Source organism: Curtobacterium sp. 18060 (assembly GCF_902706105.1).
Lineage (GTDB): Bacteria > Actinomycetota > Actinomycetes > Actinomycetales > Microbacteriaceae > Curtobacterium.
Map to the genome: position 1 here is coordinate 1 of NZ_CACSJV010000055.1, position 22,007 is coordinate 22,007.

The window sequence follows — 22,007 nt, forward strand, 5'->3', positions numbered from 1 at the left end:
GGGCGGGTGCGACCCATGTCCCTTCTTGACCGCGTACCCGCCCGCGAAGATCGATCGAGCGGCACCCACGTTCGTTGCACGTCGCCGGGCGATCGACGACGTTCGATCGCGCGTGCCCTTGCAGATGGTCGCCTGCGCCTCATGGCTGGCTGAGGAGATGGAAGCGGCCGGTCTCTCAGATGTGACCACCGTCACGAATTCGGTTGATCCGCGGTTCTGGACCATGGCGTGGGAGCAGCGTCCGGTCGATCACCTCTCCACTCCGGCACGGTTCCTCTTCATATGCCGAGACCTTCGTGACGCAGCGAAGGTCGACTGGAGCCTGTTGGAGGAGATCGCGCGGATAGCCCCCGGAAGGCTGACGATCGTCGGCGACAATGCGCCGTCCCCCATCCCGAACGCCACCATGGTCGGAGCGATCACCGATCGCAGTGAGATGTACCGCCTCATGCGTGACCACTCTCACCTCGTGTTCTCGTCGACCGTCGACTACTACCCGTTGACCATCGTCGAAGCGCTCACGGCTGGCATGTCGGTTATCGCAGCGGAGTCCAGAGCCGCTCGCGAGTTCGGGTGGTCGTCGAACGTGACGGTTGTGGACGAACGTCGTCGATGGGCAGACGCCATCGCGTCGGCCGTCCCCAGCAACCCGGCGTCGTCGACCGAGCTCGCTGGCTTCTCCCCCGACAGGATGATCGACGAGTACGTCGACGTCTACCGGAGAGTGCTCGCCGCATGAGCAACGGTTACCGAGCCTTCGTGAGCCTCCTGACCACTGCGTTCGTGCTCCTCGAGCACTTCCAGGTCGGCAAGGTCGGCGACTACCCGATCACGATGGGGCTGTTCCTCGGGATACTGCTCGTCATCAGCGTCAGCACCAGGTTGGCGATGAGCAACGTCATCATCGCCCTGGGGATCGCCGTGGTCCCGAACGCGTTGGTGCAGATCGCTGCTCCTTCGACGCGTGAAGGTTCGTCGTCCTTCTTCCAGACCTTGGCTCTGTTCGTGTTCGCGGCCGTCGTCATCGGACAGTGCAGACGGGGCACCATCCGGACGGCAGCAGTCCCGGCCATGCTGCGCGGGGCATTCTTCGCTCTGGTCATCGTCGTCGCGCTCTGCGTGCTCCAGGTGGCGACTGGCGCACGAGGATCAGTCCAGTGGTTCAATCCGTTCGGGGAACACCAGTACCTCTACGAGTACGACCCACACCTCGAGTTCAATCCGATCCCGCGCGCCGCCGGCTTCTACCTCGAGCCGTCGTACGCCGCGTTCGTCATCGGCTCCCTTGCCGTCGCGCTGCTGGCGCAGGGGTACCGGAAGGCCCCGGTCTGGGTACTCGCCGGCGCAGGTCTCCTCGCTGTGCGGTCCGCAACCGGGTTGATCCTCTTCGGCGTGGTGGCCCTGATGGTCATCTTCGTCGGGAAGAGCCGCCTGAAGGTCGTTGCACTGATCGTCCTGGCGGTGCTGACGTCACTCGCGCTGCCCTACTTGTCGGGGAGGTTGGACTCGACCTTCACCACCGGGTCGAGCGCCTACTACCGCTTGATCGGCCCGCTGCAGATCCTCGGTGACACGCTCGTGCACTTCCCGCTCGGGCATCCGTACGGCTCGCTCCGGAACACCGTCGCGGACTACGGCATCCTCAACGGCGCGGCTGCGGGCGACTCCCTCGACAACGGCTTCTACGTGATCGTCTTCTACTTCGGTTGGCTCGGTCTCATCGCAACGATCGCCTTGGCGTCATGGGCGCTCGTCGGCTTGGCGCTTGGACTGCGAACCGGGTCGGTCGCGCAGGCGGTACTCCCGTTCTGGGCGGTCGGGAGTCTTCTCTTCTCAGGTGGCATCATGTTGCCGGAGTACGTATTCACCCTTTGGTTGGTCTTCGCCACCCGGCACGAACGCCGATTCGTGATCCCTGGAGAGAGCGGTTCTGCATTTGCCCCCGAAGCTGTCGATCATCACCGTGACGTTCCAGGACGACGAAGGCCTGCGGCGGACGGTCGCTTCGTTGGAGACCCTGCTCCACGAGTCGGGTGATAGTTGTGAGCTCATCATCGTCGACGGCGGGATGTCCCCCGGTACAGCTCGGCTCGTGGCGGATCTCGGACGATCGGTTCGGCTGATCTCTGAGCCCGACACCGGCATCTATGACGCGATGAACAAGGGCATGGCCGCGGCAAGCGGCGACCACCTCTGGTTCCTCAACGGCGGCGACGAGAGCCTCGTCCGATGGTCGCAACTGTCCGCGGTCCTCGACGCGCACGAGGATGCGGTGGTCCTCGGGGACTTCGTCCTAGCAGCAGCCACTCGGGACCAGACCCGCGCGTCTCGACCCGCTCGTTCGATGTGGCACGCCCTGCCGACTTCGCACCAAGCTATCTTCTACCCCCGAGCGGCGATCACGGGTCGCTACGACCAGAGCTTCCGGGTAGCCGCCGATTACGACTTCACCGCGAGGCTGTATGCCTCGGGAGTCCCATTCGTCGTCGAGCACATCGTGGTCGCTCGCTTCCACCTCGATGGAACGTCCACGCAGCACGGCAGACTGATCGGCGCCGAAGCACGGCGGGTCCAGCGCGAGACGTTGTCCGTGCACCCCGCTGTGTCCGTCGTGAGCGGGCTCCGTCATCGCGCGGCACGCAGGTATCGGTCCATGCTCTCGAGAGGACACTGATGTCGTTCTACGACAGCGTCACCGCCAAGCAGGAGGAAGCCGCCCTGTTCGGCGGACACCCGTGGCTCCTGCAGCCCAGCTACTGGGCGCTACGGGTGTATCGGTTCGGCAGGTACACGCTGCAGGTCAGGGGCATCCGAGGGAAGTTCCTCCACGCATTGTCCTTCGCGCTTTACAGCGTGGTTCGACTGGTGACCGGGATCGACATCCCCCGGACGGTCGAGATCGGTCCACGATTGATGATCCACCACTTCGGCGGAATCATCGTCCATCCGCAGACGCGGATCGGGGCTGACTGTGTGCTGCGGCACGGAGTCACGATCGGAGAACGCCGTGAAGGCGGCGGGGTACCGGTCATCGGGGACAGCGTGACCTTCGGCGCGTACACCCAGGTGTTCGGGCCGATCCGGGTCGGTTCCGGGGCGACGCTCGGTGCGATGGCGGTCGTGGTCGACGACGTGGAGCCTGGAGCGACAGTCATCGGCGCCCCGGCGAGGCCTGTGGGCATGCGAGATGCCTAGGGTGTCGGTGATCATGCCCGCATGGAATGCGGAGCGGACGATCACGACAGCGCTCCGGTCGACGCTCAGCGCGATGCCGAGCGACGCAGAGGTCCTGGTGTACGACGATGCGAGCACGGACGGAACCCGCCGCGTCGTCGAGCGTTTCGCCGACCGCTCGCGACGTGTGTCGCTGATCGAAGGAGCGACCAACGTCGGTGCGGGAGAGGCTCGCAACCGGCTGCTAGCCCGATCGGACAGCGAGTTCGTCGCCGCGATGGACGCTGATGACGTGTGCCTGCCCAACCGGTTCCTCGGGCACCGCCGTCAGCTCTCGGACGCTGACATCGTGTTCGCCCCGATCGCACGATTCGGTCAGACGTGGCGCGTGCACATCCCTCGACCTGCATCGTTGTCACCAGCGGCGATGCCACTGGCGCTCCTCGCACTGAACCCGGTGCCGCAGTCGACGATGATTGCTCGACGGGATTCGCTTGACGGGGCCGCGACGTACCGGCCCGGCCATGCCGAGGACTACGAGCTCTGGATGCGACTGGCTGCATCCGGCGTTCGCATCTCGTTCACCTCCGTGCCGACGGTTGCGTACCGCCATCACCCGGAGCAGGCAACCTCGCAACCGGGCTACGCCGGGCAGGTGCGTGACAACAGAGACCTCGCCGCGTCGTACCTCGCGCTCGCGGAGTCGGTGCTCGGCGTCGACGTGGGCGACACGAGCACCGACGAGCTGCGTGCGAGGCTCGAACGCCACATCGACGACGTGACGAGCAGGCGAGACCGCAGTCACCTCCGGCGGCTGGTGCGTTCGCCGTGGAGTTTCCCGCTCAGGACCGCCAGAGGAGCGAGCTCACAGGAATCGGACCGCCAATAGGGCTGCCAGGACTGCCCACTCCACGACGATCTGCGCAACGGCGTACCTGAGCGATATCGGCAGGAGCGAACGATGGAGCGTCGCCAGAGCAAGACCCTGGACGAGCGCACCGACTGCCAAGCCGATCAACGCGCCGTTGGTGCTGTAGAGCAGTCCGAGAACGATGGCGAGCAGTGGCACGAGCATGAGGACGGCCAGGTTGAGGAGCGAGTGCCGGAGTTCCGCTTTGATCTGGAGCTTCCACGACATGAAGGAACTCAAGGTAAGGGATGGCAGTAGCAGCGCCATCGAGGAGATCATGAGCGCGACATGCACCCAGCCAGGGCCGAAGAAGACCTTCTCCAGGATCGGTGCGCCCACCGACAACACGATGGCTGCGACGAAGGTGACGACGTGGAGTGCTTGCCAGACTCGTTTGTCGAACGTGCCGTCGTCTCCGGGGAGCGCGGCACGGCGAGCCATGCGCTCAACGATCGCCCCACCGAGGGACAGCTGGACCTGAGTGACCGGCGTGACGATCAACTGGTATGAGCGTGCGTACGCTGCTGCCGCTCCGACCGGGAGTATGAGCGGCAACGTGCCCGAATCGATCGCTCGGCTCGCGTAGGAAGCAACGTTCAGCGGCAGCACCTTGAGGCCGTACCGGAACGGGTTCGGCGCAGGGACGGCCATTTCGGATGAGGAGCTGCTTGCGCGTCCCTGGAGGGCCCGTTGGCGACCGCGAGCTGAGAGCGTCAGCGTCAACAGGAGACGGACCACGGAGGTGAGAGCGAGTTGGACGCAGAGCACGGTCACGGATTGGATCTGTGCCGCGAGGAGGATCGCGGCCGCGAAGCCGGCGACTGTTGCGCCCACGTCGGTAAGAGCGACAGTCGGGTAGCGGCGATGCACCATGAGTTCGCCGCGAAGCGGCTGGATGAGCGACTGGGCGACGAGCCCCGCGACCAAGATCAGCACGTCGAAGACCCGGGGAGGCCCCGTCGGGAGGTTCAAGAACGAAAGGACGAACAACGCTGCGGTCAGCGCAACACCACCTGCGGTCGCGCTCACCGCCGAACTGGACCACGCCGCTCGTCGGAGCGGGCCGGAGACCCCGTGTACGAGCAGGAAACCCATGGCTGAGAAGTCCGTGGCCAGCGCGGCCATCGTGTAGACGAACACGAAGACGGCGAACTGCGCGTAGCTCGCGGGCCCGAGCTCGCGCGAGAGCACGGCGAAGGCAGCCAACGACGCGACCAAGGAAAGCGCCTGGCTCGCCGGGAGCCACCCGAGCGACAGGGACGTGCCGAATCGTCTCATGCGTTCGGCACGGAGACCCATCCAGTGCGCCGCAGGTTTCCCGGGCGATCGAAGAACCACGTGCTCGGGGCCGCGACCGGAACGTGGGAAGCGAGTTCAGCGGCCCACCACGAGAAGGTGCTGTTCGGTATGACCAGGGCGCTGGCGCGCGACATTGCCACGAGCGTGTCGAGCGGCGATTCGATGTCTTCGGGTCCAATGATGTTGCTGCGAGGGACGTCGAACTCGCGCTCGACCGCGGCGGGGTCATCGGTGAAGATGATGCTCTCGTCGATTGAGATCCCGAGCGCACGGCACGCGTCGTCGTAGTAGCGCCGGGAGAGCGTGCCGAAGGTGCGCTGCGCGGCAGGAGAAGTCGTGTAGTCGCCACGGCGGACGTGCAGAACGGCTCGGTTCTCTGAAGCAGGTGCCGCCGAGACAGCGTTCCGGTACGCAGCGAGGAGGGCAGTGGTTGCGTCCGTCGGCAGAGCGAGTGATGCCGCATCCTGGAAGAACCCGATGTTGAACGTGCCGAGGCGGAAGGCGGAGGGCAGAGTCTCGGGGTCGCTGAATACCGTCGTCAGCGAACGATCGCGGGTCTTCGATCGGCGACGGCCCCTCCAGTCGTACGGCTGACCGAGCCGGAAGTCCTCTCCCGAGCTTGTCAGCGCTGAAGAAGGGAGCAGAGCACCGAGCTCGAACTGCCGGAGACGGTCGCGACCGAAACTGCTCCCTGAGACCAGGAGGGTTGTGGGATTTTCGGACAGGGTCAGGCCGGCGTTCAACTGGAAGAGCTGGTTGCCGAGGCCCCCCTGTGCCCACAGGACGGAAGCGTCCCTCAGTCGAGTCGCCAAGAGATCATTCCTTCATCATCGCATCGGTCTGGTTCCGTTGGCACCGCATCCCAGCCAGAGTTGACAGGAGTCATCGATCTCCGAAGCGCACACCTGTCACCCGCGCGGGGTTTCCTTCGAGGACGCTGTTCGCTGGACTCGTCCCGGAGACCAGTGACATCGGCTTCACGAGGCACGACTCGCCGAGTCGCGTGCCACCGAGCACCATGCAGCGCGAAGTGATCCAGGTGCCGGCTCCGATCTCGATCGGGCGCGTGATCAACGCCATGTCGGTGCGGTGGGCATGGCTCCCGGTCGTGAGGAACGCTTCCTGCGAGATGACGACGTCGTTCTCGACCCGGATGTGGTCCTGATTGTGGAACCACACACCTTCGCCGATCCAGCAGTCGTCGCCGATGTGGAGCTTCCACGGGAAACGGACACGCATCCGCGGTCGCATGATGACGCGGACCCCGATCTCCGCGCCGAACAGCCGCAGGACCTTCGCTCGGAGCGAGGAGCTGATTTGCCAGGGATTGGTCACGAACAGCAGCTCGGCAACGGCCCACAGGTACACCGTCCTCTTGCTCCGGTTCCATGACGTCCGTTCGCCCGGAGCTGACTTCAGCGGAATGACGGGCACTCTCGCGTCCGACATCATGGCCCCCGCCTCTCTGCGCGCCCGAGTACGCGTCGCGCCGATGCTACCGGCTGGCGGGCGACCCGGCGGTGTCGCAGGTGCGTCGACGCCGGATCAGAATCCCTTGCAACTGTTATGGTCGCCCAATGCGGCGCGGGGCAGTTCTCATGGTGGGCCTGAACTTCCCCCCGGAGCCCGCCGGGATCGCTCCTTACAGCGGAGGGCTCGTGAGCGGGTTGACGGCGTCCGGTGTCGACGTCAGCGTCATCACGACCTTTCCGCACTACCCGGCCTGGAGCTTCGGAGACGCACGTCCACCGTCGTCTGCAGTGACGACCGAGGCTGGCTGTGCGGTGCACAGACTCCGCCATCGGCTCCCGGCCCGGCCCGGTGGTGTGAGCAGACTGCTGTCCGAGCTGAGCTTCGGGTTACACGCCGTTTTCCACCGCTGGCCGCGGCACGACGTCCTCGTTCTCGTGTCTCCCGCTCTGTTCAGTTCGGCGATCGCTCTTATGCGTGCCCGCTTGTTCTCGCGAGGAACCCCCGTCGTGACATGGGTCCAGGACATCTACTCGCTCGGCCTCCGTGAGACAGGATCAGGTACCGGGGCGGCTGAGCGCTTCGTCGCGGCCATCGAGCGCTGGGTCCTCAAACGGTCATCGACAGTCGTGGTCATCCACGACCGGTTCATGGAGACGGTCGTCGAAGAGTTCGGCGTGCCGGCGTCGCGAGTGACCGTCATGCGGAACTGGACCCACGTCGAGCCGCCCGAGTTCGTCGACCGAGTCGGGGTTCGTGCGTCGCTCGGCTGGGCACCGGACGAGACGATCGTCCTGCACGCGGGGAACATTGGAGTGAAGCAGGGCCTGGGCAACGTCGTCGAAGCAGCCCGCTCCGTTCAGGACAGAGGTCTTCCCATCCGCTTCGTCCTCCTCGGTGACGGAAACCAACGAGATTCCTTGCAGCAGCAGGCGGCTGGGATCGACAGCCTGCAGTTCCTGGCGCCGCTCCCTGACGAGAAATTCGCCGCTGCACTCAACTCCGCAGACGTTCTCCTGGTCAATGAGGCACCCGGCATCTCCGGCATGGCTGTCCCCAGCAAGCTGACCACCTACTTCGCGACCGGCGTTCCGGTGCTCGCTGCGTCGGACGAGGGGAGCGTCACTCGAGCCGAGGTGCTCGCTGCGAACGCAGGGATCGTTGTCGGTGCGGGCAGGCCGACTCAGCTCGTGGACGGCGTGCTCTCGCTCATCGGAGACCCGACTGCGCGGGAGCGGTACGGAAGGGACGCTCGGAATTACCGAGCGGCTCACCTCACCGCGGCTGCTGCGATCGATCGATTCAAAAGTATTCTTCATGTGCTCCTCCCAGACCGGTTCGAATCCGGTTCTGCCGACAAGACAGGGACCAATTGACGAAGCGCGCGCTCATCACGGGCATCACCGGACAGGACGGCTCGTACCTGGCCGAGCTGCTGCTCCGCAAGGGGTACGAGGTGCATGGCCTGATCCGTCGCGCCTCGACGTTCAACACGTCGCGGATCGACCACCTCTACGTCGACCCGCACGAGTCGGGTGCGAAGCTGTTCCTGCACTACGGGGACCTCGGCGACGGTGCACGACTCGTCAGCCTCCTCAGCGAACTGAAGCCGGACGAGGTCTACAACCTCGCGGCGCAATCACACGTGCGGGTGTCGTTCGACGAGCCGGAACACACCGGTGACGTGACGGGTGTGGGCACGATGCGCATGCTCGAGGCGGTCCGGGTGTCCGGCATCCACACGCGCTTCTACCAGGCGTCCTCGTCCGAGATGTTCGGGGCGACCCCGCCGCCGCAGAACGAGGAGACGCCGTTCTGGCCTCGCTCCCCGTACGGCGCAGCGAAGGTCTACAGCTACTGGGTGACCCGGAACTACCGCGAGGCGTACGGCATGTTCGCGGTGAACGGCATCCTGTTCAACCACGAGTCGCCGCGACGTGGTGAGACGTTCGTCACCCGGAAGATCACCCGTGCAGTCGCGCGGATCAGGGCCGGCCTCGAGGACCACGTGTACCTCGGCAACCTCGACTCCGTCCGCGACTGGGGGTACGCCGCCGAGTACGTCGAGGGCATGTGGCGGATGCTGCAGGTCGACGAGCCGGACGACTTCGTCCTGGCGACCGGCGGTGACTTCACGGTCAAGGACTTCCTGACGACCGCGTTCTCCCACGCAGGCCTGAACTGGGAAGACCACGTGCGCTTCGACGAGCGGTACCTGCGACCGAGCGAGGTGGATGCGCTGGTCGGTGACGCGTCGAAGGCCAAGGAGAAGCTCGGCTGGGAGGCGACGGTCGACACCGCCGAACTGGCGAGGATCATGGTGGACGCGGACATCGCCGCCCTCGAGCACGAGGGCAGCCCGTGGATCGACACCGTCCGACTCGAGAGCTGGGGATCCTGATGACCACGACCGACTTCACTCCCGGTCCGATTAACCGCGCGGACCGCGTCTACGTCGCGGGACACCGCGGTTTGGTGGGCTCGGCGGTCTGGCGCAAGCTCGAGTCGGAGGGCTTCACCGACCTGGTCGGGCGGAGCTCCTCCGAGCTGGATCTGAAGGACCGCGGCGCCGTGTTCGCCTTCTTCGCCGAGCAGCAGCCAAAGCACGTCGTGCTGGCGGCAGCCAAGGTCGGCGGGATCATGGCGAACAACACCTACCCGCACGACTTCCTGAGCGAGAACCTGCAGATCCAGGTCAACGTGATGGACGCGGCTGTTGAGCACGGCGTCGAGCGGCTCGTCTTCCTCGGGTCGTCGTGCATCTACCCGAAGATGGCCGAACAGCCGATCCACGAGGACGCGCTCCTCACCGGGCACCTCGAGCCCACCAACGACGCGTACGCGATCGCCAAGATCGCTGGCATCCTGCAGGTGCAGGCCGTCCGGCGGCAATTCGGGCGCCCGTGGATCTCGGCCATGCCGACGAACCTCTACGGCCCGGGCGACAACTTCTCGCCCACCGGTTCGCACGTCCTGCCGGCCCTCATCCGCCGGTACGACGAAGCGGCACGAACGGGTGCGGCGCGCGTCGAGAACTGGGGGACGGGCTCGCCCCGTCGGGAGTTCCTGCACGTCGACGACATGGCGGCGGCGGTCTTCCACCTGATGGAGCACTACGACGGTCCGGACCAGGTCAACGTCGGGACCGGGTCCGACGTCACCATCAAGGAGATCGCCGAGACGATCGGCAGGATCGTCGGCTTCGAAGGCGAGACGGTCTGGGACACCACCAAGCCGGACGGCACGCCGCAGAAGCTGCTCGACGTATCCAAGCTCGCGGATGCCGGCTGGACTGCGCAGATCGGCCTCGAGGACGGTCTGCGGAGCACCATCGACTGGTACCGCGAACACGTGGACACCGTGCGTCAGTGACGTGGGCTGGACACGGGGAACCGTAGGATCGCGTCATGTCCGACCTGCCCGAGTCGCGACGCACTGCAGCACACCGGGGATCCAGGGCCCGGATCGTCTTGTGGATCGTCCTCGCCCTCGTCCTGCTGCTCATCCTCGCCGTCGCCTGGGTGGGAGTGCGTGGTGCGCTCGCGAAGGGACACCTCGAACGAGCGGTCGGTGACGTCGACACACTGCGCTCCCAACTCACCGGTGGCGACACCGCCGCCGCGCAGAAGACCGCGAAGCACCTGGAGCGTGAAGCGGGGGCAGCTCGTTCGTTGACGGGTGATCCGATCTGGGGGGCCTCGCAGAACGTCCCGTTCTTCGGGGCCAACCTGCGTGCAGTCCGCCAGGTCTCCGTCGTCGTGGACGATGTTGCCCGGAACGCGGTGACCCCGGTCGCCGACGTCATCGGCGGTCTCGGAACCGACTCGTTCGCGCCGAAGAACGGCAAGGTCGACCTGCAGCCGATCGTGGACGCGCAGCCGGCCGTCGCGAAGGCGACGACGACCCTGGCACGGGCTGACCGCGATGCGGACGCGATCGACACGAGTGACACGTTGTCCCCGGTGACGACCGCGGTTGCCGAGCTACGGAACGCGTTGTCGTCCGCTTCTGCGCAGGTGACCACCGCGAACCGGGTCGTGCAGCTCGCGCCGGCGATGCTGGGCAACGACGGTGAACGGAACTACCTGCTGTTGTTCCAGAACAACGCCGAGTTGCGCGCGGGTGGCGGGATCCCGGGTGCCGTGGCGCTCCTCCAGACCGATGACGGTGCCATTCACCTGCAGAACCAGACGTCCGGTGGCTCGTTCGGTCCGTACGCGCAGCCGATCCTGCCGCTGACCCCGGACACGACTGGTCTGTACGGCAGCATCACCGGGAAGTACATGCAGGACGTCACCCTGACCCCGCGTTTCGACGTCTCGGCGAAGCTCGCTCGGGCCATGTGGAAGCAGAAGTTCGGCGAACAGGTCGACGGCGTGCTGGCGATGGACCCGGTGACGCTGAGCTACATCCTCGAGGCCACCGGCCCGGTGAAACTGCCGACCGGAGACACCTTGACGTCGGACAACGCGGTCAAGCTCCTACTGAGCGACGTGTACGCGAGGTACTCGGACCCGGTCGTGCAGGACGCCTTCTTCGCCTCCGCCGCCAGCGCGGTGTTCGACAAGGTCGCGAGTGGTGACTTCGACCCCCAGCAGTTCGTCTCCGCCCTGAGCCAGAGCTCCGGCGAGGACCGACTGCGCCTGTGGAGCGCGGACCGGGCCGAGCAGCGCCGCATCAGCGGTACCGCTGTGGCCGGCGAACTCCCGACCGAGTCGGCGTCGTCACGAGAGTTCGCGGTGTACCTGAACGACGGCACCGGCTCGAAGATGGACTACTACCTCGAGAAGACCGTGTCAGTCGGCAGCTCAGTGTGCCGGAAAGACGGTCGTCCCACGTCGGTCGTCGAGGTCACCATCAAGAACACTGCACCCGCCGACGCCGCGACGAGCTTGCCCGAGTACGTCACGGGTGGCGGCGACTTCGGTGTGGAGCCGGGCAAGATCAAGACCCTGATCGCGACCTACGCGCCCGAGGGCGCGATCTTCCTCGGCGCAGCCAAGGACGGCAAGACGACCGCGGTGCAGACGGCGACGGATGGCGGACACCCCGTGGCGCAGTTGCAGACGCTGCTCGCACCGGGCCAGAGCCTGACCTACCGCGTTGCCTTCCTCGGCGAGAGCAAGTACGCGAAAGCCCCCGTGCAGGCGAGCTCCACCCCGGGTGTCCGCCAGTCCGAGGCCAGGCCGATCGCGTTCGAGTGTGACCAGCCTCTCGCCGCCGGGTGAGCCCGCCGTCCCGTTAACGCGGATCGGGCGCCCCCACTCCGGGGGTGATCGATCGCGGCTTTCCGACGTCACAGGCTGGTGATGCGGTGGTCAGGATTCGTGGGGGTTCGGCTGAATGTTCGCCTGACCTGGGATTTCCTCGTCGGATTCAGCCCGATGGCATCATGACGGCGACTCGGTCGCGCGCTCGTCTGGAATGAACACATGACGACCAATGACCGAAATCCACGCCATCTGGTACCGAGCTGTGAAACTCCGGTAGATTGAGACAACTTCGCCATCACAACCGCCAGTTTCTTGGCCGGGGACAACCACGGGCGGATCAGCGGGCTCTGGGTGTCAGGGTCTGGATTTTCAGATCTTTAGGGGAACCACATGAAGAAGCTCATCGCTGCGGTGGTGCTGGCTGGGGCCGCACTGCTCGCCACGCCGACCGTCGCCAACGCCGCCGGTTACACGCCTGACTCCGACGTCTCCGTCTCCGGCACCGCCGTTGCCGGTGGTACCGCCTCCGTGAACTTCACCGAGGGTGCGTTCCAGGACAACGAGACCGTCAACGTCCAGGTCACCGGTGCCGGTGCGGTAACGCTCGGCGCGCTGCCGACCACGACCGTCTCGAAGACCTACACCGCTGCCTCCGACGGTTCACTCGCCGTCAAGGTCACCTTCCCGAAGGGCGCTTCGGGTACCTACAACCTGACCGCCACCGGCGCGACCTCGGGTGTCGTCGGCTTCGCCGCCTTCACCGTCGCCCCGGCTGACGCTGCTGCTGCTGTCCCGGCTGCGGGTGCTGGCTCCGGCACCGACGGCACCCTCGCATTCACCGGTTCGACCGTGTCCGCCCTGGCCCTCTGGGCCGCCGGTGGTGCAGTCGTCCTCGGTGGTGGCCTGCTGCTGGTCCGCGGCTCGGTCCGTCGCCAGCGCGAGTCCGTCTGAGACTCGAGCCTCTGAAGGAAGCCCCCGGAGCGCATCGCTCCGGGGGCTTCGTCGTGTCCGCGCGTCAGTGACGCCGGCGGTGTGCCGCCCACGCGAGCGCGAGGACGCCCAGGACGGCTCCGATGACCGCTCCCAGACCGTTCGCCAGGACATCGGCCAGTGACGCGGTGCGCGCGGGCAGGAAGAGCGCCTGGCCGGTCTCGATGCCGACGCTGACGACCACGCCCGCAGCCGCACCGGCCCACCACCACCGAGCGCCCGCGAGCAGGACCACGAGCAGGCCCAGCGGGACGAAGAAGACCACGTTCGACAGCGACTCGATCGTGCCGTAGCCGAACCAGTCGGGGGCCCCGTGGCGATGAGCGATCGCCATCACCCGGTCGAGCGTCGGACCGGCTGCCGCGTCGACGGGTGAACCCCAGAACCCGACGAGCACCACCGCGACGCCGTAGGCGGCGGCGAGCCACGTCGCGACCCGACGGCTGCGTCCGGTGGCCGGGGCGCGCCCTGGATCGCGGGGACTGTCGGAGGTCACCCGACCGACGGTAGTGAGTCGGGCCTCCCGGATGGGCGTCTCCGTCATTCCGTGACGCATCTCGGAGGTCCGGAAAACGAGTACCCCGATCTGACGCGTGTACCCCGGAAAGACGTCACACCACCCCGGAAACCCAGGGGACGCCGATGGGTCGCATTGACGAAACCCGTGAATCAACGGGCATCGCTGGCGGTTCGGGCCGTGGTTCTCGTAGCGTTCTCGTGTCAGCAGATGTACCCCGGATCGTGAAGGAGAGCGACATGAGCATCACCGTCAACAACGCGACGCAGGCCGAGGTCACCCTCGACACCGACACGGTCGACACCATCGCGATCCTCGAAGCCGACGCGGCGACCTCGACCCGTCCGACCCGCGCGAAGGTCACCTGGGTGCAGGAAGACCAGGGCGAGTGGATCGCCGGCTACGGCGGGTACTTCGGTGGCAGCGTCGACAAGCGCGACGGCCGCTTCGTCGCCTCGGACACCTTCGGCCTGGTCGTCGGTGAGTTCGCATCGCTGGAAGAAGCGCAGACCAAGCTCGAGGACCAGCTCCACGTCATGCTCCCGTCGGTCATCCGACCGGTCGAGTAGGCGCCACCGCACGGTCAGCACCACCGGCGCCTGTCCCACCGCGCACCATCGGCGTCCGCGACGCCCGCAGCACCAGTACGCAGCACGTAGCACCAGCACGCAGCACCAGCACGTAGCACAGCCCGAAGGAGCACGACCATGAGCATGACCGCCGATCACCACCAGCAGACCGAAGTGACGCTGGACACCCGGACGATCGAGGTCATCGCCGAGATCGAGGCGCAGGTCGTCGCCGACACCGCGCCGGCTCGCGTCCGCATCAGCTGGGCGCAGCCCGACACCGGGCTCTGGGTCGCCAACTACGGCGGGTACTACGGCGGCACCGTCGACCGGCAGGGCACGCACTTCTTCGTCGCCGACACGTTCGGCGAGTACGTGGGGGACTTCCGGTCCCTCGACGAGGCGAAGACACGTCTCGCCGAGCGGCTGCACGTGCTGCTGCCCGACGTGATCCGGCAGGCTGTCTGACGCGCTGAGCCCCGCGAACCCCGAAACCCCACCGGATCCGGTGGGGTTTTCGTGTGCCCCGAGCGGGTGACGCGGGCCTGAGGGGCGGCTCCCCCCACAACGAGTGGTCCCCCCTATTGGGGACCCGTCCCGTCCCCACTTCGGTATCGAGACCTGCCAGTATCGACCCGGCGCCACCGACCGTTCCCCCTGAACCGACGGCCGTGGATCAGGCGCCCGCATCGTCTCGACCCGAAAGTGATCATGCTGCCTGCTTCCCAGGGCACCGCTGTGCCTCGACGCCGTCTCGGCGTCCGAACCGTCGCCATGTTCGGCGCCGCGCTGCTCGCCGGCGTCGGCCTGACGCAGGCAGTCGCCGCCGACCCGGCCGCCGCCGCGGGAGCGCTCTCCTGTGACCAGAACACCCTGTACGGGATCAGCACGTCGGCGAACCAGGCCACGGCGAACCAGCTCGCGTCGATCGACGCCACGACGGGCGCCGTCACCAAGGTGACGACGATGGCCCCTGCCGACAACGGACTCGCGCTGGCACGCAACGGCGTCGCGGCGTACGCGGCCGTGAACGGTGGCAACACGATCGCTTCGTACGACGCCGTGAACGGCGCCCCGTTCCCGGACGTCACGAATGCCGACTCGGCCGGCAACCACCAGATCCTGCGCGGTGCGATCAACCCCGCCACGGGCATCTACTACTACGCGAGCGGTGAGACCCCGGCCTACCTCGGCGCGTACAACACGAAGACCGGTACGAAGATCGGCAAGGTCGGGACGATCGGCGGCCTGCTCTCCGGCAAGAACGGCGACATGGCGTTCAGCACGCGGGGCCTGCTCTTCGTCGTGACCGGGAACGAGATCCGCCGCGTCGACACCGAGACCATCCCCACGACCGCCGTCGACGCAGCGCTCACGACCTCCAAGGTGGCGACGCTGCCCATCGACGCCGCGGACGCGGGGAGCCCCGGTATCGCGTTCTCGTCCGACGGGTACCTGTTCGCGTCCGTCGGATCGACCATGTACAAGATCGACCCGGGCTCCGGTGCCCTGGTGAAGTCGTTCCCGATCGCCGGCAACTGGACGCCCAGCGACCTGGCGTCCTGCAACTACGCCAACACGCTCGCGGCGCAGACGAACGTCGACAAGCGCTGGGCAGCCGACGACCAGTTCGCCCTCGCCGTCACCGGCGGTGGCGTGACCAGCGGCAACACCGCGACCACCAAGGGCACCGCGAACGGCGACCAGCTCGAGAAGGCCGGAGCCGTCCTGTCCACCCCGAACAAGCGGTACACGGCGACGCAGACCGCGGCCGGCACCACGGACCTGGCCAACTACTCCACCAAGTGGAAGGCCGTGAACCTCAACACCGACCAGGTCGTCGCCTTCGGTGACGGCAACACGGCTGCGTTCGACTTCCCGTCGGCGACGTCCGCCGACGGCACCGACATCGTCGTGACCTTCACCAACACGATGCAGGCCGTCCACGTCACCACGACGTCGGACACCGCCTCGACCCCGAACGGCACGAAGCTCACCGTGCCCGCGAAGGGCGTCCTGGCGAACGACAGCGGCACCGGCCTGTCCGTCGTGTCGAACACCACACCGGACCACGGCACGGCGACGGTGAACCCCGACGGCTCGTACACGTACACCCCGGCCGACGGCTTCTCCGGAACGGACACCTTCCAGTACACGGCGAAGGACTCCTCCGGTCAGACGTCGACCAGCACCGTGACGATCACCGTCGCCCCGGCGGGCACCGACGACACGTTCAGCGTGCACGCCGGCCAGACCGCCACCGCGGACGCGAAGACGGGTCTGCTCGCGAACGACCACGGTACCGGCCTGACGGTCACGGGCAACACGAAGCCCGCCCACGGTGACCTGACCGTCGAGCAGGACGGTTCGTACTCGTACACCCCGACCGCCGGTTACTCCGGCCCGGACTCGTTCACCTACACGGCGAAGGACGGCGACGGCGCGACGATCACCGGCACGGTCACCATCACGGTGCTGCCGACGGCGGTCGCCGACACGGTCACCGCGACGGCGGGGGCCACCACCCCCGGCACCGCCCCCGGCCTGCTCGCCAACGACCTCGGCTCGGACCTGACGGTGACGGGCAGCACCAAGCCGTCGCACGGTGACGTCGTCGTCGCGAAGGACGGCAGCTACACGTACACCCCGGCCGCCGGGTACTCCGGCCCCGACTCCTTCACGTACACCGTCACCGACGGCACCGGGGGGACCGACACCGTGACCGTGACCGTGAACGTCGCCCCGCTGGCGAAGGACGACACCGTCCGCGTCGCCGCCGGCAACACCTACACCGCCGACACCCGCGCCACCGGCGTCCTGGGCAACGACCTCGGCACCGGCCTGACCGTCTCGTCGAACACGAAGCCCGCGCACGGCGAGCTCACCCTCGACAAGGCGACCGGTGCGATCACCTACACGCCGGCCGACGGCTTCTCGGGCACGGACTCGTTCCGGTACACCGCGACGGACACCGCCGGTGTGCCGACGAGCGCCACGGTGACCATCACGGTCAACCCGACGATCGCGAACGACACCACGACGACGAGCGCCGGCACCCCGGTGAACGTCGACGTGCAGCACAACGACCGCGGCACGGACCTCGTCACCACGATCGTGACCGGCCCGGTGAACGGCACCGCAGTGGTCGCCGAGGACGGCACCGTCGAGTACACGCCGACGGGTGACTTCTCCGGCACCGACTCGTTCACCTACACCGTGACCGACGGCGACAAGGTCACCACCAGCCCGGCGACGGTCACCGTCACCGTCAAGCCGGTCGCGAACGGCGACACCGTGTCGACGAAGTCCGGCGAGACGCTGACCATCGCGCCGACGACGCTCACCGGCAACGACAAGGGAACGAAGCTGACCGTCACCGACGCGGCCGCCGTGCCGGACGCCGACGGCACGACGCACGGCGACGTCACGATCGACCCGACCACCGGCGTGATCACGTACACGCCGAAGCCCGGCTTCTCGGGCACCGACACCGTCACCTACACGGTGCGGGACGACTCCGGCCAGACCACGACCGGCACGATCACCGTCGTCGTCGGCCCGATGGCCACCCCGGACACTGCGACCGCCACCGCCGGCACCACGCTGACCGTGGGCGGGGACGGCGACGACCGCACGGGCGTGCTCGGGAACGACGAGGGCACGAAGCTCACCGCCACGGTCGACCTCGAGCCCGCGAACGGCGACCTCGAGCTGGCGGAGGATGGGTCGTACACGTACACCCCGAAGGACGGCTTCTCGGGCACGGACACCTTCACCTACACGGCGAAGGACCCCTCCGGCGGGACGGCCACGGGCGTCGTGACCATCACGGTCGAGCCCGGCACCGAGTCTGACGAGATCACGGTCAAGGCAGGCGGCAGCAAGACGGTCACCTCCGCCGATCTGACCGGCAACGACCACGGCACCGGCCTGTCCGTGCTCGACATCCCCGTCGGCAAGAGCGGCACGAACGGCACCGCGGTCCGGAACGACGACGGCACCGTCACCTACACGCCGAAGCCGGGCTTCTCCGGCACCGACGAGTTCACGTACACGGTCACCGATCGCAACGGCCTCACGAACACCGGCACGGTCTCCGTCCGGGTCACCCCCGTCACGGCGGGTGGCTCCACGACCACCGACGCCGACGGATCCATCACCGTGCCGGCCGACAAGGGCGTGCTCGACGGCGCCACCGGCACCGACCTGCACGTCACGGACAACACCGACCCGTCGCACGGTGACGTCGTCGTCGACGAGGACGGCGGGTACACCTACACGCCGAAGCCCGGCTACTCCGGCCCGGACTCGTTCGACTACACCGTCACCGACGGCTCCGGCGGCTCCGGCGGCACGACCACCGGCACCGTGACGATCGTCGTCGCCCTGAAGGCCGTCGCCGACACCGCGACCACCACCGCCTCGACCCCGGTCGACGTCGTGGTCACGGGCAACGACTCCGGCACGGAGCTCGCCGTCACCGCGGTCACCAAGCCCGGTCACGGCGAGGCCGCGATCACCGGCAGCGGCACCGTCACCTACACGCCGACCGACGGCTTCTCCGGCACCGACACCTTCACCTACACGGTGACCGACCCGACCGGCGGCACCGCGAAGGCGACCGTCACCGTGACGGTCACACCCGTCGCGGTCGCAGACACCCTGCACACCACCGCCGGCACGGCACTGCCGATCACCGGGACCACCCTGACGGGCAACGACCACGGCGCCACGCTCACGGTCGCCGGCCACGGCGACGCCGTGCACGGCGCCGTGACCAAGGGCACCGAGCCCGGATCGCTCGTCTACACGCCGAAGAAGGGCTTCTCCGGCACGGACACCTTCACCTACACCGTCACTGACGGCTCCGGCCAGACCACGACGGCGTCCGTGACGGTCCTCGTCGGCATCGCCGCCGTCGACCAGTGGCACACCATGCCCACCAACCAGGTGATGCGCACGTCCACCGCCAACGGCGTCCTCGTCGGCGACTCCGGTTCCGACCTGTGGGCATCGGTGGAGACGAAGCCGCAGCACGGGCGGCTCGCGCTGGCGAAGAACGGGTCGTACGTCTACACGCCGCCGGCGGACTGGTCCGGCCGTGACTGGTTCACCTACGCGGCGAACGACGCCGAGGGACACACCGCCCTCGCGCTCGTCGTCATCGACGTCACCCCGACGGCAGTGGACGACAAGGCCGCCACGAAGGCCGGTAGATCGATCACCGTCGCCGGCCCCGGCGTGCTCGGCAACGACCACGGCACCGACCTGACGGTCGTGACCTCCGGCACGGCGAAGCACGGCACGGTCTCGATCGCCGCGGACGGCACGTTCGTCTACACCCCGGCGAAGGGCTTCTCCGGCACCGACACCGTGACCTACCGGGCACAGGACGCCTCCGGTCAGCAGGTCGACGCCACCGTCACCGTCACCGTCGGCATCGACGCGACGAAGGACGCCGGCCACACCATCGCCGGCACCCCGGTCACGCGTGACGCCGCCCACGGTCTGCTCGCGAACGACCAGGGCACCGGCCTCAGCGCCGCCCTGGCCCGCAAGCCGGCCCACGGCACGGTGACGGTCCAGCCCACCGGCGCGTACGTCTACACCCCCGCCGCCGGCTTCACCGGCACGGACACCTTCAGCTACACGGTGACGGACGCCTCGGGGCAGACCACCACCGCCACCGCCACGATGACGGTCGTCGCCGCCGCGGTCGCGACAGACGACTCCGCCACCGGGACCGTCGGGCACCAGGTCAGGATCGACCCGCTCGACAACGACTCCGGCACCGGCGGCGCCGCCTTCGAGACGGCGACGCTGCACCTGATCGACCCGAAGACGGGCAAGCCCGTCGACACGGTGGTCGTCGACGGCGAGGGCACCTGGACCGTCGGTCACGGACAGGTCGTGTTCACCCCGGCAGCGGGCCACACCGGCACCCTGTTCGTCGGCTACACCGTCACCGACACCGAGGGCCAGACCGTCACGGCGACCATCACGGTCACCTACCCGACGGGCGTCGCGGCCGCGGTCCACGTCGCGGAGCTCGCGTTCACCGGCACCACCGGCCTGGTCGGCCTGGGCCTCGGAGCGCTCGCCCTGATCCTGGCAGGTGTGCTGCTCTCGATGCGTCGGCGCACCGCCGACGAAGCAGCGGCGCCGGGCATCCGTCGCAGCGCGCGTCCGTAACACCGGGATCGACCGGGAGGCCCGGATCACGTCAGCCGCACGGCGCACGTGATCCGGGCCTCCCGTCTTCCCGCCCCGGTCGCGTGCGCGCCCGGCCGCGCGTCGAACCGCCGGCTACGCCACGGGGTCGATGAGCTGCGGGCCGTCGTTCTTCACGCTGTTCACGATGCGGGCGACCTCGTACTGCTCCAGGCCGGCCGCGACCGTCAGCGACTCGTGGTCGAGCAGTGCCAGCAGGTCGGCGGTGCCGAGACCGTCGGCGTCGCCGCGCAGCCAGTCGTCGTAGCCGTCGGGCGTCAGGAACGCCGGCATGCGGTCGTGCACCTCGCCCGGAGCGACGTGGGCGTCGCGCGTGATGATCGCCAGCGAGAGCCGCCACTTGTCCGGGTCGCCCTCGGGCTTCGTCGGGTCCGGCCAGGCGCTCACGACCCCGGCCATCGCCAGGGCACCGCCGGGCTCGTGGACGAAGTGGGGCTCCTTGCCGTCCTCGCGCACCACCCACTCGTAGTAGCCCTGCGCCGGCACGATGCAGCGGTTCGTCGCGAAGGCCCGCTTGAACATGCCGCTCGTCGCGACCGTCTCGATGCGGGCGTTGATCGGCTTCGGGCGCTGCTTCTGGAAGTCCTTCGCCCAGCTCGGCACGAAGCCCCAGCTGATCTGCGGCAGCTCGCGTTCGCCGTGCCGCTGGCGGACGGCGTACACGGGGTCGGTCGGGGCGACGTTCCAGCTCGGCACCAGGCCCGTCCCCACGACGCCGGTGTCCTGGTCGACGTGCTCGGTCCGGTCGGCGAGCTCACCGAGGAGCTCGGGCAACAGATCGGCCGTGGTGTCGGAGACGACGAACCTTCCACACATGCGCCCAGTGTGCCCCGTGCCGCCGACAGTCGCGCGGCTGGGGTCGTTCCCGTGCCCCGTATCCCGCTTCGTGAGCAGAAATGGTCGGGTCCCGTCACGCCACCCGACCATTTCTGCTCACGAAGTCAGGCCGGCGGGGGCCTCGAGCGGCTCGGCGGCCTCGGCGGCGACCCGGGCGCGCTCGGAGCGGCCGAGGCGGACGACGTACTCGGGCAACACGAGGACGTAGAGCCCGACGGACACCACGGGCCACCAGGGCGCGACGTCGAGCAACGGGCCGGCACCGACGGCGGCGACCCCGGCCCCCAGCAGCGGGGTGACGCGGGCGAGCGTGCCGATCAGGCCGCGCCGCAGCAGGACCGTGTCGGTGCGGACGGCCTCGCGGTCCTCTGGACGGACGGGGCGTGGCCGTCGCAGAAGGTAGGGCTGCACCGACCACCGCACCGAGTTCTGCCACGAGGCCCGCACCTGCCGCCCGTTGATCGTCGCCGAGGGGGCCGGCGGGCGCCGCGTCGGGAAGCACGCGAACGTGAGCAGGCCCACCCCGGCCGCCAGCAGCACGATGGCCGCCACGCTGCGGAGCGGAGCCTGTGCCGTCCAGCCGAGCCGGGCCTCCAGGACGAGCATGCCGACCAACGCGACCACGGCCGCGCCGCCGGACCACGCTGCCGCGCGGCGGACACGACGCGGGTCCAGCACGTCGTCGACGTGCCGGAAGAAGATCCGCCAACCAAGTGGGAACACGGATCAGTCTCCGGGCAGCGAGAGCTTGCTGCCCTTCGGGGTGCCGGGCCGGCCGCGGGCGGGCGGTGCCGGTG

At 68.0% G+C, this 22,007-nt stretch carries 19 protein-coding genes; 13 read left to right on the plus strand and 6 right to left on the minus strand.

All coding sequences use genetic code 11. The features are described from left to right. The 5 genes from GVL05_RS17300 to GVL05_RS17320 form a co-directional block, all read left to right on the plus strand. A partial coding sequence (locus GVL05_RS17300; protein WP_235036039.1) for a glycosyltransferase occupies positions 1–739 on the plus strand: 739 nt, incomplete at its 5' end. A 95-nt stretch (positions 740–834) separates the two neighbouring features. Further along, on the plus strand, positions 835–2,037 hold the full coding sequence (locus tag GVL05_RS17305; RefSeq protein WP_159573947.1) for an O-antigen ligase: 1,203 nt from the start codon (positions 835–837) through the stop codon (positions 2,035–2,037). Continuing rightward, positions 2,009–2,674 (plus strand): glycosyltransferase, encoded by a 666-nt coding sequence (locus tag GVL05_RS17310; protein WP_235036040.1) that lies wholly within the window; start codon positions 2,009–2,011, stop codon positions 2,672–2,674. Before GVL05_RS17305 ends, GVL05_RS17310 begins: the two co-directional genes overlap by 29 nt. Then, positions 2,674–3,195 (plus strand): serine O-acetyltransferase, encoded by a 522-nt coding sequence (locus GVL05_RS17315; protein WP_134195686.1) that lies wholly within the window; start codon positions 2,674–2,676, stop codon positions 3,193–3,195. Before GVL05_RS17310 ends, GVL05_RS17315 begins: the two co-directional genes overlap by 1 nt. Positions 3,196–3,208: 13 nt before the next feature. Then, positions 3,209–4,063 (plus strand): glycosyltransferase family A protein, encoded by an 855-nt coding sequence (locus tag GVL05_RS17320; protein ID WP_235036041.1) that lies wholly within the window; start codon positions 3,209–3,211, stop codon positions 4,061–4,063. Here the strand turns inward: GVL05_RS17320 and GVL05_RS17325 are convergent. The 3 genes from GVL05_RS17325 to GVL05_RS17335 form a co-directional block, all read right to left on the minus strand. Further along, positions 4,040–5,362: an oligosaccharide flippase family protein gene (locus GVL05_RS17325; RefSeq protein ID WP_159573950.1), complete on the minus strand. Its 1,323-nt coding sequence runs from the start codon at positions 5,360–5,362 to the stop codon at positions 4,040–4,042. The two genes, GVL05_RS17320 and GVL05_RS17325, sit on opposite strands and share 24 nt — an antisense overlap. Further along, complete coding sequence (locus GVL05_RS17330; RefSeq protein ID WP_134195692.1) at positions 5,359–6,195, minus strand: alpha-1,2-fucosyltransferase; 837 nt, start codon at positions 6,193–6,195, stop codon at positions 5,359–5,361. The genes GVL05_RS17325 and GVL05_RS17330 overlap by 4 nt, the downstream gene beginning before the upstream one ends. Before the next feature lie 70 nt (positions 6,196–6,265). Further along, positions 6,266–6,835: an acetyltransferase gene (locus GVL05_RS17335; protein WP_327785646.1), complete on the minus strand. Its 570-nt coding sequence runs from the start codon at positions 6,833–6,835 to the stop codon at positions 6,266–6,268. Positions 6,836–6,981: 146 nt separating this feature from the next. On the opposite strand from GVL05_RS17335, the gene GVL05_RS17340 reads away from it, so the two are divergent. The 5 genes from GVL05_RS17340 (at position 6,982) to GVL05_RS17360 (ending at position 13,017) form a co-directional block, all read left to right on the plus strand. Further along, a complete protein-coding gene (locus tag GVL05_RS17340) occupies positions 6,982–8,229 on the plus strand; it encodes a glycosyltransferase family 4 protein (RefSeq protein WP_159573957.1) in 1,248 nt (415 codons plus the stop codon). Beyond that, positions 8,226–9,254 (plus strand): GDP-mannose 4,6-dehydratase, encoded by a 1,029-nt coding sequence (gene gmd, locus GVL05_RS17345; protein ID WP_131921368.1) that lies wholly within the window; start codon positions 8,226–8,228, stop codon positions 9,252–9,254. Before GVL05_RS17340 ends, gmd begins: the two co-directional genes overlap by 4 nt. Next, complete coding sequence (locus GVL05_RS17350) at positions 9,254–10,225, plus strand: GDP-L-fucose synthase (RefSeq protein ID WP_131921287.1); 972 nt, start codon at positions 9,254–9,256, stop codon at positions 10,223–10,225. Before gmd ends, GVL05_RS17350 begins: the two co-directional genes overlap by 1 nt. 35 nt (positions 10,226–10,260) lie before the next feature. Further along, positions 10,261–12,081: a DUF4012 domain-containing protein gene (locus GVL05_RS17355; RefSeq protein WP_159573951.1), complete on the plus strand. Its 1,821-nt coding sequence runs from the start codon at positions 10,261–10,263 to the stop codon at positions 12,079–12,081. Between the two features lie 375 nt (positions 12,082–12,456). Further along, positions 12,457–13,017 carry a sortase gene (locus GVL05_RS17360; RefSeq protein WP_159573952.1) on the plus strand — a complete coding sequence of 187 codons (561 nt, stop codon included), beginning with the start codon at positions 12,457–12,459 and terminating at the stop codon, positions 13,015–13,017. 64 nt (positions 13,018–13,081) lie between these two features. On the opposite strand, the gene GVL05_RS17365 is transcribed toward GVL05_RS17360, so the two are convergent. Further along, complete coding sequence (locus tag GVL05_RS17365; protein WP_159573953.1) at positions 13,082–13,552, minus strand: VanZ family protein; 471 nt, start codon at positions 13,550–13,552, stop codon at positions 13,082–13,084. Positions 13,553–13,812: 260 nt separating this feature from the next. On the opposite strand from GVL05_RS17365, the gene GVL05_RS17370 reads away from it, so the two are divergent. From GVL05_RS17370 to GVL05_RS17380, 3 genes are all read left to right on the plus strand, one after another. Further along, on the plus strand, positions 13,813–14,142 hold the full coding sequence (locus tag GVL05_RS17370; protein WP_111086112.1) for a hypothetical protein: 330 nt from the start codon (positions 13,813–13,815) through the stop codon (positions 14,140–14,142). 138 nt (positions 14,143–14,280) lie between these two features. After that, entirely contained in the window at positions 14,281–14,610 is a 330-nt protein-coding gene (locus tag GVL05_RS17375; RefSeq protein ID WP_200849264.1) for a hypothetical protein, read from the plus strand. Positions 14,611–14,880: 270 nt separating this feature from the next. Further along, positions 14,881–20,334: an S-layer family protein gene (locus tag GVL05_RS17380; protein WP_159573954.1), complete on the plus strand. Its 5,454-nt coding sequence runs from the start codon at positions 14,881–14,883 to the stop codon at positions 20,332–20,334. A gap of 114 nt (positions 20,335–20,448) precedes the next feature. On the opposite strand, the gene GVL05_RS17385 is transcribed toward GVL05_RS17380, so the two are convergent. Further along, positions 20,449–21,189, minus strand: a complete 741-nt coding sequence (locus GVL05_RS17385; RefSeq protein ID WP_159573955.1) for an SOS response-associated peptidase — start codon at positions 21,187–21,189, stop codon at positions 20,449–20,451. A 117-nt stretch (positions 21,190–21,306) separates the two neighbouring features. Next, a complete protein-coding gene (locus GVL05_RS17390) occupies positions 21,307–21,933 on the minus strand; it encodes a hypothetical protein (RefSeq protein ID WP_159573956.1) in 627 nt (208 codons plus the stop codon). Between the last annotated feature and the right edge of the window lie 74 nt (positions 21,934–22,007).

Bases quoted from the DNA above. Each gene is read 5' to 3' on its own strand.
- GVL05_RS17315 (WP_134195686.1), top strand. From the start codon at position 2,674: ATGTCGTTCTACGACAGCGTCACCGCCAAGCAGGAGGAAGCCGCCCTG.
- GVL05_RS17335 (WP_327785646.1), bottom strand. From the start codon at position 6,835: ATGATGTCGGACGCGAGAGTGCCCGTCATTCCGCTGAAGTCAGCTCCG.
- GVL05_RS17385 (WP_159573955.1), bottom strand. From the start codon at position 21,189: ATGTGTGGAAGGTTCGTCGTCTCCGACACCACGGCCGATCTGTTGCCC.
- GVL05_RS17370 (WP_111086112.1), top strand. From the start codon at position 13,813: ATGAGCATCACCGTCAACAACGCGACGCAGGCCGAGGTCACCCTCGAC.
- GVL05_RS17305 (WP_159573947.1), top strand. From the start codon at position 835: ATGGGGCTGTTCCTCGGGATACTGCTCGTCATCAGCGTCAGCACCAGG.
- GVL05_RS17325 (WP_159573950.1), bottom strand. From the start codon at position 5,362: ATGAGACGATTCGGCACGTCCCTGTCGCTCGGGTGGCTCCCGGCGAGC.
- GVL05_RS17375 (WP_200849264.1), top strand. From the start codon at position 14,281: ATGAGCATGACCGCCGATCACCACCAGCAGACCGAAGTGACGCTGGAC.
- GVL05_RS17320 (WP_235036041.1), top strand. From the start codon at position 3,209: ATGCCCGCATGGAATGCGGAGCGGACGATCACGACAGCGCTCCGGTCG.
- GVL05_RS17350 (WP_131921287.1), top strand. From the start codon at position 9,254: ATGACCACGACCGACTTCACTCCCGGTCCGATTAACCGCGCGGACCGC.
- GVL05_RS17355 (WP_159573951.1), top strand. From the start codon at position 10,261: ATGTCCGACCTGCCCGAGTCGCGACGCACTGCAGCACACCGGGGATCC.
- GVL05_RS17340 (WP_159573957.1), top strand. From the start codon at position 6,982: ATGGTGGGCCTGAACTTCCCCCCGGAGCCCGCCGGGATCGCTCCTTAC.
- GVL05_RS17360 (WP_159573952.1), top strand. From the start codon at position 12,457: ATGAAGAAGCTCATCGCTGCGGTGGTGCTGGCTGGGGCCGCACTGCTC.